At 63.6% G+C, this 12,605-nt stretch carries 12 protein-coding genes and 2 pseudogenes; 10 read left to right on the forward strand and 4 right to left on the reverse strand.

The annotated features are described in order from the left end of the window. Positions 1 to 92: 92 nt before the first annotated feature. Together BMY30_RS06870 and ptsP are read left to right on the forward strand one after the other, a co-directional pair. A complete protein-coding gene (locus BMY30_RS06870; protein ID WP_089711970.1) occupies positions 93 to 584 on the forward strand; it encodes an RNA pyrophosphohydrolase in 492 nt (163 codons plus the stop codon). 83 nt (positions 585 to 667) lie between these two features. Further along, positions 668 to 2,929 (forward strand): phosphoenolpyruvate--protein phosphotransferase, encoded by a 2,262-nt coding sequence (ptsP, locus tag BMY30_RS06875; protein ID WP_089711908.1) that lies wholly within the window; start codon positions 668 to 670, stop codon positions 2,927 to 2,929. An 84-nt stretch (positions 2,930 to 3,013) separates the two neighbouring features. On the opposite strand, the gene BMY30_RS06880 is transcribed toward ptsP, so the two are convergent. Continuing rightward, positions 3,014 to 3,775 (reverse strand): NRDE family protein, encoded by a 762-nt coding sequence (locus BMY30_RS06880; RefSeq protein WP_089711910.1) that lies wholly within the window; start codon positions 3,773 to 3,775, stop codon positions 3,014 to 3,016. Positions 3,776 to 3,880: 105 nt separating this feature from the next. On the opposite strand from BMY30_RS06880, the gene BMY30_RS06885 reads away from it, so the two are divergent. From BMY30_RS06885 to BMY30_RS06915, 7 genes are all read left to right on the forward strand, one after another. Further along, the gene (locus BMY30_RS06885) at positions 3,881 to 5,020 is read left to right on the forward strand and encodes a response regulator (protein WP_170840092.1); all 1,140 of its coding nucleotides are present in this window, start codon (positions 3,881 to 3,883) and stop codon (positions 5,018 to 5,020) included. A gap of 17 nt (positions 5,021 to 5,037) precedes the next feature. Beyond that, on the forward strand, positions 5,038 to 5,826 hold the full coding sequence (gene lgt / locus BMY30_RS06890) for a prolipoprotein diacylglyceryl transferase (RefSeq protein ID WP_089711914.1): 789 nt from the start codon (positions 5,038 to 5,040) through the stop codon (positions 5,824 to 5,826). Positions 5,827 to 5,995: 169 nt separating this feature from the next. Next, positions 5,996 to 6,769 (forward strand): thymidylate synthase, encoded by a 774-nt coding sequence (locus tag BMY30_RS06895; protein WP_244516142.1) that lies wholly within the window; start codon positions 5,996 to 5,998, stop codon positions 6,767 to 6,769. A gap of 14 nt (positions 6,770 to 6,783) precedes the next feature. Continuing rightward, positions 6,784 to 7,317, forward strand: coding sequence for a dihydrofolate reductase (locus BMY30_RS06900; RefSeq protein ID WP_425283425.1), 534 nt, complete (start codon positions 6,784 to 6,786; stop codon positions 7,315 to 7,317). Between the two features lie 93 nt (positions 7,318 to 7,410). Further along, positions 7,411 to 8,538, forward strand: coding sequence for a ProQ/FINO family protein (locus tag BMY30_RS06905; RefSeq protein WP_244516139.1), 1,128 nt, complete (start codon positions 7,411 to 7,413; stop codon positions 8,536 to 8,538). Positions 8,539 to 8,945: 407 nt separating this feature from the next. Next, positions 8,946 to 10,031, forward strand: a complete 1,086-nt coding sequence (locus BMY30_RS06910; RefSeq protein WP_089711919.1) for a porin — start codon at positions 8,946 to 8,948, stop codon at positions 10,029 to 10,031. A 91-nt stretch (positions 10,032 to 10,122) separates the two neighbouring features. Further along, a complete protein-coding gene (locus BMY30_RS06915) occupies positions 10,123 to 11,151 on the forward strand; it encodes a hypothetical protein (protein WP_089711921.1) in 1,029 nt (342 codons plus the stop codon). Positions 11,152 to 11,255: 104 nt separating this feature from the next. On the opposite strand, the gene BMY30_RS06920 is transcribed toward BMY30_RS06915, so the two are convergent. Continuing rightward, on the reverse strand, positions 11,256 to 11,471 hold the full coding sequence (locus tag BMY30_RS06920) for a hypothetical protein (RefSeq protein ID WP_139195488.1): 216 nt from the start codon (positions 11,469 to 11,471) through the stop codon (positions 11,256 to 11,258). A 161-nt stretch (positions 11,472 to 11,632) separates the two neighbouring features. After that, on the reverse strand, positions 11,633 to 11,863 hold the full coding sequence (locus tag BMY30_RS06925) for a hypothetical protein (protein ID WP_089711924.1): 231 nt from the start codon (positions 11,861 to 11,863) through the stop codon (positions 11,633 to 11,635). A 247-nt stretch (positions 11,864 to 12,110) separates the two neighbouring features. Between BMY30_RS06925 and BMY30_RS06930 the strand changes: the two are divergent. Further along, positions 12,111 to 12,269: pseudogene (locus tag BMY30_RS06930) on the forward strand (IS5/IS1182 family transposase); the annotation flags it as partial. A 66-nt stretch (positions 12,270 to 12,335) separates the two neighbouring features. On the opposite strand, the pseudogene BMY30_RS17965 reads toward BMY30_RS06930, so the two are convergent. Next, positions 12,336 to 12,605, reverse strand: a pseudogene (locus tag BMY30_RS17965) (IS1634 family transposase); the annotation flags it as partial.

The following is a 12,605-nucleotide window of genomic DNA, read 5'->3' on the forward strand; positions in this document are numbered from 1 at the left end:
GACGCATCCATGGCTAGCTGCTTGGTCGTATTGATGCCCTTTGCGGCCTTGTGGAAGAATGACGGCAATACTGGAATCATAAGGTGAAGTCCGTGATCGACGCTGACGGCTTTCGCCCCAACGTTGGCATCATCATCGCCAACGAGCAGGGGCAGCTGCTTTGGGCGCGTCGGGTAGGACAGAATGCGTGGCAGTTTCCCCAGGGAGGCATCCAAGCTAACGAGACTCCGCAACAGGCACTATTTCGTGAGCTGCACGAGGAAATCGGCCTGACCGCCGATGACGTCGAGATCCTTGCCTGCACCCGGGGCTGGCTACGCTATCGCCTGCCGCGACGCATGGTTCGTACCAATTCGAGGCCGGTGTGCATCGGCCAGAAGCAGAAGTGGTTCCTGCTGAGGATCTGCTGCCAGGAGAGCCGAATCTGCATGGACATGTCCGGCAAGCCGGAATTCGACGGCTGGCGATGGGTCAGCTACTGGTACCCTCTCGGGCAGGTCGTGCCCTTCAAGCGGGAGGTTTACCGCCGCGCCCTGCGCGAGCTCTCCCCCCGAGCGCAACGGCTGGCCCTTGGCCATGGATAAGCGCCATGGATGAGCCGAGCGCCTGACGGCGGCGGCATTCCTCAGCGAGGCGAGAGACAACCACGATGGAAAAGAAGACGCCGATGCTCGAGGTGTTGCGACGCATCATCCAAGAGGTCAACGGAGCCCGTAATCTGGAAGCGGCCCTGGCTACCATGGTGCGTCGCATCCGCAAGGCGATGCGAACCGACGTATGTTCCTTCTATCTCTTCGACCCCGAGATCGATCGGCTGGTGCTGATGGAAACCATCGGCCTGCGCTCCCAGGCCGTGGGGCGGGTGAGCCTGGAGGTGGGTGAGGGCCTGGTGGGCCTGGTGGCCAAGCGCGAGGAGCCACTGAACCTGGAAAACGCCCAGTCCCACCCTCAATTTCTCTACTTCGAGGCCACCGGAGAGGAGCGCTACTCGAGCTTTCTCGGCGTACCCATCATCCACCAGCGCCGCATGCTGGGGGTGCTGGTGGTGCAGCAGTCCGATAAGCGCCGCTTCGATGAAGAAGACGAAGCCTTCCTGGTCACCATGGCGGCCCAGCTGGCGGGCGTGCTGGCCCACGCCTTGGCCACGGGCGGGCTGAACCGGCCGAGCATGCCGGGAGGGCAGGCTCGCTTCATCGGTGTGGCGGCCTCGCCCGGCATGGCCATCGGCGAGGCGGTAGTGACCGCCGCACCGGCGGACCTCAACAGTGTGCCGGACCTGATTCCCACCGATGTCGAGTACGAGATCGCCCGCCTCAGAGAGGCCATAGGCCGGGTGCAAAACGAGATCCGCGCCGCCGGCGAGCGACTGGCCAGCCGCATCTCCGCCCAGGAACTGGCACTGTTCGACGTCTACCAGCAGATGCTCGGCGAGGCGGCGCTCTCCCAGGAGGTCGAGAAGCGCATCCGTGAGGGCCAGTGGGCCCCCGGTGCTCTGGCCGATGTGGTGCGTCGCCACGTTCAGTACCTCGAGCGGGTCGACGACAACTACCTGCGCGAGCGCGCTGCCGACGTCCGAGACCTGGGTCGACGCGTGCTGGCCCACCTGCAGGAGGCGAGCCCCCAGACCCCGGCGGTCTATCCCGACAGCACCATCCTGGTGGGCGACGAGATCAGCGTGGCGATGCTCGGCGAAGTGCCCCGCGAGAAGCTGGCCGGCCTGGTCTCGGTGCGCGGCTCCAGCACCTCACACGTGGCCATCCTCGCCCGGGCCATGGGCATTCCCACCGTGCTCGGCATGGTCGACCTGCCGCTGCCGCGCCTCGGCGGCAACCGGGTGGTACTGGATGGCCACCGTGGGCGCCTCTTCGTGCGACCCACGCCGGAACTCGAGAGCCACTACCAGAGCCTGATCGACGAGGAGCGGGCGCTGATGGAGGTGCTGGAGCACGAGCAGGATCTGCCGAGCCGCACACCCGATGGCCACGATATGCCGCTGATGGTCAATACCGGGCTGGCGGTGGACACCGTAGCCTCGCTCAAGTCGCGGATCGGCGGGGTAGGGCTCTATCGCACCGAAGTCCCCTTCATGATCACCGAGCGCTTTCCCGGCGAGCAGGAACAGACCCGCCTCTATCGTGACCAGCTCGAGAGCTTCGACCCGCTGCCGGTGGTGATGCGCACTCTGGATATCGGCGGAGACAAGGACCTGCCCTACTTCCCCATCGAAGAGGCCAACCCCTTCCTGGGCTGGCGCGGCATCCGGGTCACCCTCGACCACCCCGAGGTGCTGATGGTGCAGCTGCGCGCCATGCTGCGCGCCTCCCAGGGGCTGGACAACCTCCAGGTGCTGCTGCCGATGGTCACCAATGTCGAGGAGGTCGACGATGCGCTGCGGCTGCTCGACCGCGCCATCCTCGAACTCGGCGAGGAGGGAGTGCCGGTAAACCGGCCCCCCGTGGGCGTGATGCTAGAGGTGCCGGCAACCCTCTACCAGCTCGATGCTCTGGCCTGTCGGGTCGATTTCTTCTCGGTGGGCAGTAACGACCTGACGCAGTACCTGTTGGCGGTGGATCGCAACAACCCGCGGGTCGCCGACCTCTACGATGCCTGTCATCCCGCCGTGCTCTCGGCCATGACCCGGCTCGCCGAAGATACCCGACGCCTGGACATGCCCACCTCGGTGTGCGGCGAGATGGCCGGCGACCCTGCCGGCGCGCTGCTGCTGATGGGCATGGGCTTCGATGCCCTGTCGATGAACGCCCCCAGCCTGCCGCGGGTGAGGGCGGCGATCCGCCGGGTATCCCTCGACGGCGCCCGCGAGCTGGTCACGGAAACCCTCAGGCTTGACTCGCCTGCTGAGGTGCGCCGCCATCTTGCGGAACGCCTGCGCGGCTGGGACCTCGGTCACCTGCTGCCGCCGAGTGATTGAAGGGTGAAGAGTGAATGGTGAATGGTGAGTGGTAAGGAGTAAGGATTGAGGGGTTACCTCTCACCAGCGAAGCGCTCACCTCCCTCACAGCTCCACCACGCTCTCTCCCAGCCTGACGCCTTGCGGCCCGAAGCGCCGCTCGCCGATCTCGATTCGCCCGTCAGCTTGCCAGGTCAGCCAGGTGGAGGCGCGCGTGCCGTAGTCCTCTCCAGCGATGAACGGGGGCGACAGCTGGCGCTCCAGCTCCAGCCCCACGCCGGTTTCCGGTAGCCGGTCGTCATCGGCGGGGCGGGTGTCACCCAGCACGGCCAGGGCCTCCTCGGGCCAACGGCCATGCTGCAGGCTGGCGGCAAGCCCCTGGCGGGCGGCGATCAGCTTGGGCCAGGGAGTGTCCAGGCTGGCGTTGGAAAGCCCGTGAAGTCCGGGCGGGACGTGCCTAAGGCGGATGTCGTCGAGCCCGCGGTGAAGGTGCCAGAGCGTTTCCCCGTCACCGACCAGCAGGTTGAAACCGGCGTAGTGGCGAGCGGCTTCACCCGCCAGTCGGTCCAGCCAGGCCGGCAGGTCGTCGCATTCCAGGGCTTCGCGTACCAGGGCGCCACGGCTGGGGGCTCCCGGCGGTACCTGCAGGCGAGGCTCGCGCACATTGGTAACGGCGGCGAAGCGGCCACGGCGGTGAACCGCCAACCAGGTGCCGCCGGCCTCGAGATCGCGGCCGCCGACGATTTCGGGGGCATCGTTCCAGGCGCCCAGGGGAGCAGCCGGGCGGGCATGGAATTCGTCACGATTGGCCACCAGGCGCAGCGGGCAGGCGCTGCCGGGGCGATGGTCGAAGGCGATCAGGCACATGGGGCCAGCTTAGCGGGCTGGCCGACCGGGGGGAAGGCACCGTCATGACAGTCTCGGTCCGGCCACGTACACTCTGTTCACTATCGTGCTTGCACAGGGATGACAATGCAGGACGAAATTCGCCTGGACCGCCTCTGGTCGCGCCTGATCTGGCCGATTCTCTGGCCGGTGTTGCTTGCTCAAATCGCCCTGGTGGTGCTCTGCCTGGTGGTCGGGGTCACGCTATGGTCGTTGGTGCCCTCCCATGCCTCCTGGAGCACCACCTTCTGGTTGCTCCTGGCGCTGCTGCTGGGCAGCAGCCTGAATGTGGCGGTCTTCCTGACGCTGCTGCGCCAGCGCCTGAGCGGCATCCAACGCGATGTCAATGATGCCCTGGTCGGCATCGAGACCTGGTTGGCCCACCACCACCGCCCCCAGCCCGGCGATGAGCTGCCGTTACCCCAGCGTCTCGAGGCCCTGTCGGCCGCCTGCGAGGCCTTGGTCGAGGGGTGGCAACGCGAGTTCGAGAAGAGTCGAGCTGCAGAGCGAGACCTGGCCAGCGATCTCCAGGCCAGCCGAGGCCAGCTCGAGCGGTTGGAGGCCGGCCGGGTGCGGGCCCGCGAGGAATCGAGCCTCAAGTCCGACTACCTTTCCCACTTGCAGCAGTCGCTGGGTCCGCTGATGAGCTCCCTGTCCGAGGTGCTCGAGAGCGATGCCCTGCGCCAGTGCGGCGGCGAGCGCGACCATGCCGCCGCACTGGCGTTACGCGAGCGCCTGGCCGATGCCGTGGTGCTGCTGGAGAATCTCGGCGAGTCCGCCGGCACGTCCGTGACGTCTCCGCGTCCGGTTCCTTCCGTGAAAGGGCGGGTGCTGATCGTCGATGATGGCCCGGTGAATCTGACCCTGGCGCGTCAGGTGCTGGAGCGCCAGGGGCTCGACGTCGAGACTGCCACCAGCGGCGAGGAGGCCCTTTCACAGCTGGAGAGCGCTCCCTTCGACCTGGTGCTGATGGACATCTTCATGCCCGGCATGGATGGCGTGGAGACCAGCCGTCACTGGCGTGACCGAGAGTCTGACAAGGCCACTCACCAGCGCAGCATCCTGGTGGCGCTGACGGCCAACGCCGGGGACGAGGATCGTCGCCGCTTTCACGGGGCCGGCATGGATGATTACCTGGCCAAGCCCTATCGCCCCCAAGAGCTGGTCGACCTGGTGCGCCGCTGGCTGCCCCTGGTCTTGCAGGAGCGCGATTCATCGCGCGATTGACGCTTTAGAGGACTCTTATGCTTTCCTATCCCGATATCGACCCCGTGGCCATCTCCCTCGGCCCCTTCCAGGTTCACTGGTACGGCCTGATGTATGTCGTCGGCTTCGTTGCCGCCTTGTTCCTGGGGCGCCGGCGTGCCGAGCGCATCGGCCTGACCCGGGATGATATCGGAGATCTGATCTTCTATGCCGCCATCGGCGTGGTGGTCGGTGGCCGGCTGGGTTATGCGCTCTTCTATGGTATGTCCCAATGGCTCGCCGACCCGCTATGGATCTTCCGCGTCTGGGACGGTGGCATGAGCTTTCACGGCGGCCTGGTCGGGGTGCTGCTCGCCGCGCTCTGGTTCGCCAGGAAGAAAGGGCTCGCCTTCATCACCTTGACCGACTTCGTCGCTCCCCTGGTGCCCATCGGCCTGGGGGCCGGGCGCATCGGCAACTTCATCAATCACGAGCTTCCGGGCCGCATTACTGGCCTGCCCTGGGGCATGCCCTTTCCCCACATGGGCCCGGAGCCGCGCCACCCCTCGTCGCTCTACGAGGCGCTGCTGGAAGGTGCGGTGCTCTTCGTGGTGCTGTGGTGGGTCTCGGCCCGGCCCCGACGTCGCGGGCTGGTCTCCGGGCTCTTCCTCGTGCTCTACGGTACCTTTCGCTTCCTGGTGGAGTTCGTGCGCCTGCCCGACGCCCATATCGGCTACCTGGCCTTCGGCTGGGTGACCATGGGCATGCTGCTGACCCTGCCGATGATCGCCGCCGGTATCGCGCTGATCGCCTGGTCGCGTCGCCAGCCGGTGGATGCGGAAGTGTGAGTGGTGAAGAGTGAGGAGCGTAACTAGTCTATTTTGTAGTGGGCTGCATCGCGTTGGCTCGATGTCGATGGGTGTGTAGAATTCTCGTCCCCTCTATCCCAGCCCTCAGCCAGGCGATGCCGTGACCGACGATTCCTTGCCCGCCCTCGAACAGCCCTATCTCGACCTGATGCGCCAGGTGCTTGACCGCGGCGTGGAGCTTGACGATCGCACCGGTGTCGGCACGCGCTCGCTGTTCGGTCACCAGATGCGCTTCGATCTCTCCCGCGGTTTCCCGCTGGTTACCACCAAGAAATTGCACCTGCGCTCGATCATCCACGAGCTGCTGTGGTTCCTGGCCGGTGACACCAACATCGCCTACCTCAAGGAGAACGGGGTGCGCATCTGGGACGAGTGGGCCGACGAGAACGGCGATCTCGGTCCGGTCTACGGCTATCAGTGGCGTAGCTGGCCAGACCCGCGCGGCGGTCACGTCGACCAGATCGCCAAGGTGCTCGAGCAGATCCGCACCAACCCGCGCTCGCGGCGGCTGATCGTCTCTGCCTGGAACCCGGCGCTGGTGGACGAGATGGCCCTGCCGCCGTGTCACTGCCTCTTCCAGTTCTACGTGGCCGAGGGGCGGCTCTCCTGCCAGCTCTACCAGCGCAGCGCCGACATCTTCCTGGGTGTGCCCTTCAATATCGCCAGCTACGCGCTGCTCACCCAGATGATTGCTCAGGTCTCGGGTCTCGAGCCCGGCGATTTCGTGCATACCCTGGGTGATGCCCACCTCTACCTGAACCACCTCGAGCAGGCCGAAGAGCAGCTCTCGCGTTCGCCGCGCGCCGCCCCGCGGCTGGCGCTCGACCCGGACGTGGACGACCTCTTCGATTTCCGCTTCGAGCATATCGCCATCGAAGGCTATGATCCGCATCCCCATATCAAGGCCGAGGTGGCGGTATGAGCGAAGCCGATGACATGACCGACGAAACCCTCATCCCCGTGGCCATGATCGCCGCCATGTCCCGCAATCGGGTGATCGGCGTGGACAACCAGTTGCCCTGGTACCTGCCGGAGGATCTAAAGTTCTTCAAGCGCATGACCCAGGCCAAGCCGCTGGTGATGGGGCGCAAGACCTTCGAGTCGATCGGACGGCCGCTGCCCGGGCGGCTCAACATCGTGGCGACTCGAGACCCCCGCTTCCAGCATGACGGCATCCGCGTCTGTCATGATCTCGAGTCTGCCCTGCGCTTGGCCGACCAGCAGGCCACCATCGACGGCGTCGAGGAGATCATGGTGATGGGCGGCGCGCAGATCTACACTCAGGCGCTGCCCTACTCCAGCCGGCTCTACCTCACTGAGGTCGATATCGAGGTGGAGGGCGACGCCCGCTTCCCCGAGCTCGACATGGCCGAATGGCAGGAGGTACAGCGTGTGCCCGGCGAAACCGCCGAAGGCCAGCCGGCCTACCATTTCGTGCAGTACCACCGATGTTCAGAGGCTCGACGCTGAAAGCGTCGCCGGCCGGCGACATTTGTCACCACGCCACGCCTGGCACAGACTGAGTCTAGCAATCACCGGGAAGGCGCACTGGAGGACCAGGACGTGATCGAGGAACGCTCAACCCGCCTGCTGGAACAGCTGGAGCGCCGCGCCGCTGCACTGCTGGCCGCATTGCGGGAATCCCGCGTCCAGCAGGATGCCCTGCACACTCGGCTGGCCGAGCTGGAAAGCCGTCGCGTCGAACTGGAGGCGAGCAATGCCGAGCTGGCCGCCGAGATGCGCGAGGAGCAGGCCGGCAGGGCGGCTCTGGCGGAGCGTTGCGGGATACTCGAGGCGCGTCTCGCCGAGCTGGAGGCCACCCGCCTGGAGCTCGCCGAGGAGAACCGTGAGCTCGACGAGCAGAACCGTGAGCTCGAGGCGCACAACCGTCGCCTTCTCGAGCGCGAACCCGCCGAGGCCGGGGGAGCGCTCTTTCATCGCCAGGCTCGCCGCGCCCAGGGACTCTCTGCGCTGATCGGTCATCGCCCCAGGCAACCGGAAGATGCTGAGGCTGCCCACGAGCCACCTGCCTCGGCGGCGCCGAACGCCCTCTCAGTGCCTGAACCATCTCTGGAGGCCGCCGAGCCAGTCCCGCAAGCCAACGTGCCGAGCGAGCCCCCCGCTGCAGAGGCCTCTGTTGAAGAGACCGCACCCGAAGACGCCCCATCGCCCCAGGCGCTGCTCGACCAGTGGTACCAGCGCTACTCCTCGACCTTCTTCAAGGGCCATACCCGGCCGCTCAAGGTCGGTATCCATGAGGAGCTGGCCCAACTTGAACCCTGGCCTGAGAAGCTGGTGCGCCGAGCATTGGCCTGCTATGTCAATCTGCCACGCTACCTCAAGTCGGTGCGCGAGCGAGCCGAGCGGCTCGACCTGACTGGCGAGCCTGCCGGACTTGTAGATGCCGCAGCTGCCGAGCATGCCCGCAAGAAGCTCGATCGGCTGCAGGCCGACCGCCGGCAGAAGGGCCGTCCGGCGCGGCAGAACAGCGGAAAGAAGGGCGATACCGCCAAGGGCGGCAAACCCAGGGCCGATGCGACACGGCACGACGCCGCCAGGAAGGCCACCGCCTCTTCGCGCCCGGAACCCGCCCCGGCCGAAAGTGCCGGGCTTGGCGTCCCGCCAGGCAGGGAGCCTGCCACCCTGGAGGAGAAGCTTTCCGCGCTACTCTCCAAGCACAACCAGCATTGATCTGCTGACTTGTCTTCGTCATATTCGCGGGGCATGATGTAGCCGCTCATCGTCAGGTGGCCGATTCGCTTGTTGGATCGTCATGGCCGGCCGAACGGGCACCGGACTCGCCGGGATGGCGCCCGAATCGCAAGGGCAGGGGGAAGCGCCAGGGAGGGCAGGACGCAGCGAAGGAAAACAGTGTTTTTTTCTTGTTGCGTTCCCGTATATCCCGGTATAGAGTTCCTCCTGCGAGCATTGGACTATAACAAGGCTTTGCCGAGGTCTGGCTCGCGTCCTGCCACCTCCCGGGAGGGGGCGCGCAGGAACGAGAACCGGCACCAAGACCGGCCAAGTCCGCTGACCCGCTCATCAAGAACGGGCAGTCACGATCGAAACAGCAAACTAGTCAATAAGGAACCATCGCAATGAAAAAGACACTGTTAGCGACTGCTATCGCCGGTGCCATGGCCGCTTCCGGCGCCCAGGCCGCCACCGTTTACAACCAGGACGGCACCAAGCTCGACATCTACGGCAATATCCAGATTGCCTACTTCAACACCGATTCTGCTGTCTTTGATAACGACGGCACACTGACAGGTACTGATTCCGCCGACCAAATTGCCGATAACGGCACCACCTTTGGTTTCGCCGCCGAGCACGTCATCTACGACGGCCTGACCGGTTACATGAAGCTCGAGTTTGACGACATCAAGGCCGACGAGATGAAGACGGCTTCTGATGCCACCGATTCCGGTGACCAGGCCTATGTCGGTCTTAAGGGCAACTTCGGTGATGTGCGACTGGGTTCCTACGACCAGTTGATTGACGACTGGATCCAGGATCCTGTCACCAGCAACGAAGGCTTCGACGTCTCCGACTCCACCCGTGCCCACGGTGGCGGTGCCAATCAGGAAACCGACAAGGTGACCTATACCTCGCCCTCCTTCAGCGGCATGCAGTTCGCCGTGGGTACTCAGTACAAGGGTGATTCCGAGATTGAGAACCTTGAGGACTCCGGAAACGCTTCCTTCTTCGGTGGCGCCAAGTATACCGCTGGTCCCTTCTCCATCGCTGCCGTCTACGACAACCTAGACAACGTCCAGTACATCGACGGCAATGGTGATGTCGATAGCGTGGGTGACCAGTATGGCGTGACCGCCCAGTACACCGTCGATACCCTGCGCGTGGCCCTGAAGCTCGAGCGCTTCGATTCCGAAATCACCGATGGCGACAGCACCAACTTCTATGGCTTGGGTGCGCGTTACGGCTACGGTAACGGCGATATCTACGCCGCTTACCAGTACGTCGACGTGGGTGCGGGTACCTTCCTGTCCGAGCTGGATGAGACTCTCCAGGACGAGCAGGATCGTAGCGAGACCTACAACGAGGTCATCCTCGGCGCCAACTACAACATCTCCGATGCCATGTATGTCTGGACCGAGGCGGCCTGGTATGATCGCGAAGGTGACGATGGCGACGGCGTCGGCGTCGGTGTGACTTACCTGTTCTAAATCCTCTCGCAGGGCTCTCCTGCTTGAAGGGTGGAACACCGAAAGCCGATCCTCAGGGGTCGGCTTTTTTCATTGTCTGATGCGAGGTTCCATGAAACAGCCGATTATCACCGTCAGCCTATTGGTGCTGGGTCTCTCCCTCGGTATTACGCCGTTGCTGGCCAGCGAAAGGGAGGAACGTTTCCGCGAGGAGGGCAAGCAGCTCGATCTCACCGGCTTCCTGCAGTCCGATAACGATGCCCGCAGCCGCAGCTTCCTCTACGGCAGCCCCCACGAGCATGACTTCACGGTCACCGAGGCTGGACAGTATCTCTTCGAGAGCCGCGTGCCGGGCGGGTTTTCCGAGGATTACCGTGTGGCCGCTGTCCTGCTGGACGACCAGGGAAGAGAGATCGCCCGCGGCGAAGCGCTGGGGCAGAACGGTGGGCTGGCCATGCGTCAACGCCTTCAGCCGGGTGACTACACGCTGCGCGTGGAAGGCCGCAAGTTCGGCACCCGCAGTAAGGCGGGCAGCAGCTTCTATATCACCGTCTCGGGCCTGGATGACCAGGGCCGCCGCCTTGAAGACGGCGTAAGCGACGGCCAAGGGCTGGCCTTCATCGGTAGCGGGCGTGAGGGCAGTCGCAGTGTCTTCGTGCGCAGCGAAAACGAGGTGGCCACCATTGGCGCGCCGAGCGGAGAGGCGGCGACAGGCGCTGCAGCTGCCGCAGAAGTGGCGTCCGAGGCAGCGGGATCCACGGTCCAGGCGGCACAAGAGCCCCGGATCCAGTCAGAGGATGCGTCGCCCCGCCGTTTCGAGACCATCGTCACCGATGTCAAGATCCGGGCGAGCGGGGAAGTGCTGACCTTCGAGGTCGCTGAGCGCGGCACCATCGCCATCACCACCTCGACTTATCCCACCGGGTACGAGGATACCTACCGGGTCGAACTCGACGTGCTCGACGAAAACGGTCGAGTAGTCGCCGAAGGCGCTGGCCAGGGGTTCGATGGTGACGTCGACATGACAACCGAACTGGCGCCGGGCCGCTATCGCATTCGCGTGCAGGGCCAGAAGTTCGGGTCATCCATGACTGGCGTCAATAACTACGAACTCAAGGTGCAGCAGCTTAATCAACGCTAAGCCTGCGCTGGTCGGTGTGGGTGGTGAGTGAGGCCACGATACGACGAGCCCCCGGCGCGAATACGCCGGGGGCTAGCTTTAAGGTATCAATGACCTGGTGGCTATTAAGATTCCTGTTCCTTAACAATCATCAGGATCATTTCCTCTATTGCCTCGACTCTCTCCTCAAGCGCCTCGACTTTACCTTCCTTTTCAGCCGTTTTGATGTAGTTTTCCTGAATCTTGTTCCTGTGTTCCTCGATGGCTTGGGATTCCATAGCCAAGGCTGAACCGGTCATCATCAGGCTGGCGAGCAGGCCGGCAGTAAGCAATTTTTTCATCATTGTTTCTCCTCGGTTAACGGCAAGCTATTGGACCCTCTCGGGTCTAGAGTGCAGTTCCCTGTGCGTGGAAACTTTATCCACTATGGAAGCAAATCAACAAGTCGTCTGTGCGCTACCGCACATTTAGTTGTTAGGTAGTCTCGCTGAAATCAACCAAGCTACTGATATTGTTTAGGATTCATGGTCCTCGAAAATGATTGGATCATTTCCTCGAGTTCTTTGATTCTCTCCTCAAGCGCCTGGACCTTCCCTTCCTCTTCGGACGTCTTGATGTAGTCCTCGTTGATCTTTTCCATATGCTCTTTTACGACAGCGGAGTCCATGGCCAAGGCGGAACCTGCCATCATCAAGCCAGCGAACAAGCCGGCGCTCATCAGCTTCATATTCATGTTTTCACCTCGAAATACCGTCTTGTGGGTCGTCGAGACCTGCCGTCAGGTCTAGAGTTTGGTGGTACGAGGCAAGGAAAACTTACATATCTAGTGACCGGGTTATGTAGCGCGCTGGCCGGCATGCCGTCTTGAATGCGTGAGACGGGGCTTTAGGGAAACGCTGCACAAATCTCGCCGCAGCTGCCTGATGGGTACCGGCGGGGTATAATCTGACCCTCCTGCCACCCTCTGACAGAGCCACCCGATGAAGCAGATCTCGTTCGCCCAGGCTGAGCACCAGAACAAGAAGAAGGTTACCCGCCGAGAGCGGTTCCTGGCCCAGATGAATGCCCTGGTGCCATGGCAACGACTGATCGACGCACTGTCGCCGTCCTACTTTCCGAATTCGGCAGGCAAGCGGGGCCCCCGAGTTCGACAGATAGAAGCGTAAACTATTGATTAGCCTGGATACGCATTTCGAAAATTGGCACTACAAGCGGGATGCGGCAGGTGCCGGTAGCCCAATCGCCTCGAAAAGGTCGCGTTGTTCAGGCTTCAATTTGGTTAGGCCGCTCGCCGTCTCGCGACGGTGAAGCAGGACCTGGTGGAACTGGATCTTGCGGGCAATTTCCAGCGCCCGCGTCGGTGACAGTGGGTTATCACTGGCCTTCAAGCGCATTCGCAGCACGCGGTAAAGCACCAGGGCGAGGAAGCAAATCAGCGCGTGGGCGCGGATGCGATCCGGTAGCCGGTGATACAC

It is taken from the genome of Halomonas daqiaonensis, assembly GCF_900109725.1.
GTDB lineage: Bacteria > Pseudomonadota > Gammaproteobacteria > Pseudomonadales > Halomonadaceae > Halomonas > Halomonas daqiaonensis.

Bases quoted from the DNA above. Each gene is read 5' to 3' on its own strand.
- BMY30_RS06885 (WP_170840092.1), top strand. From the start codon at position 3,881: ATGCAGGACGAAATTCGCCTGGACCGCCTCTGGTCGCGCCTGATCTGG.
- BMY30_RS06910 (WP_089711919.1), top strand. From the start codon at position 8,946: ATGAAAAAGACACTGTTAGCGACTGCTATCGCCGGTGCCATGGCCGCT.
- BMY30_RS06880 (WP_089711910.1), bottom strand. From the start codon at position 3,775: ATGTGCCTGATCGCCTTCGACCATCGCCCCGGCAGCGCCTGCCCGCTG.
- BMY30_RS06920 (WP_139195488.1), bottom strand. From the start codon at position 11,471: ATGAAAAAATTGCTTACTGCCGGCCTGCTCGCCAGCCTGATGATGACC.
- BMY30_RS06925 (WP_089711924.1), bottom strand. From the start codon at position 11,863: ATGAATATGAAGCTGATGAGCGCCGGCTTGTTCGCTGGCTTGATGATG.
- BMY30_RS06900 (WP_425283425.1), top strand. From the start codon at position 6,784: ATGACCGACGAAACCCTCATCCCCGTGGCCATGATCGCCGCCATGTCC.
- lgt (WP_089711914.1), top strand. From the start codon at position 5,038: ATGCTTTCCTATCCCGATATCGACCCCGTGGCCATCTCCCTCGGCCCC.
- ptsP (WP_089711908.1), top strand. From the start codon at position 668: ATGCTCGAGGTGTTGCGACGCATCATCCAAGAGGTCAACGGAGCCCGT.
- BMY30_RS06895 (WP_244516142.1), top strand. From the start codon at position 5,996: ATGCGCCAGGTGCTTGACCGCGGCGTGGAGCTTGACGATCGCACCGGT.
- BMY30_RS06915 (WP_089711921.1), top strand. From the start codon at position 10,123: ATGAAACAGCCGATTATCACCGTCAGCCTATTGGTGCTGGGTCTCTCC.